Origin of the sequence: Micromonospora sp. DT178 (genome assembly GCF_049841695.1) — a bacterium.
GTDB lineage: Bacteria > Actinomycetota > Actinomycetes > Mycobacteriales > Micromonosporaceae > Micromonospora.
In genome coordinates, this window is the sequence record NZ_JBNCKV010000074.1 from 1 (window position 1) to 299 (window position 299).

Sequence of the window (299 nt, forward strand, 5' to 3'; positions counted from 1 at the left end):
GTCGGTGCGGGTGTCGATGAGCCGGTGGCGATTGTGGGGATGGGGTGTCGGTATCCGGGTGGGGTTGGTGACCCGGACGGGTTTTGGCAGTTGCTGGTCGAGGGTGTTGACGCGGTGGATGGATTCCCTGCGGATCGGGGTTGGGATGACGGGTCGTTGCATGACCCGGATCCGGCGCGGCCGGGGACCAGTTATGCCCGCAAGGGCGGGTTCCTGACTGACGCGGCGTTGTTCGACGCGGGGTTCTTCGGGATCAGTCCGCGGGAGGCTGTGGCGATGGATCCGCAGCAGCGGCTGTT

General features: G+C 66.6%; 1 protein-coding gene. It reads left to right on the forward strand.

Features of this window, described 5'->3' with window-relative positions; all coding sequences use genetic code 11:
• On the forward strand, nt 1–299 hold a 299-nt coding region (locus ACLQ22_RS32015), incomplete at both ends, for a beta-ketoacyl synthase N-terminal-like domain-containing protein (protein WP_425695604.1).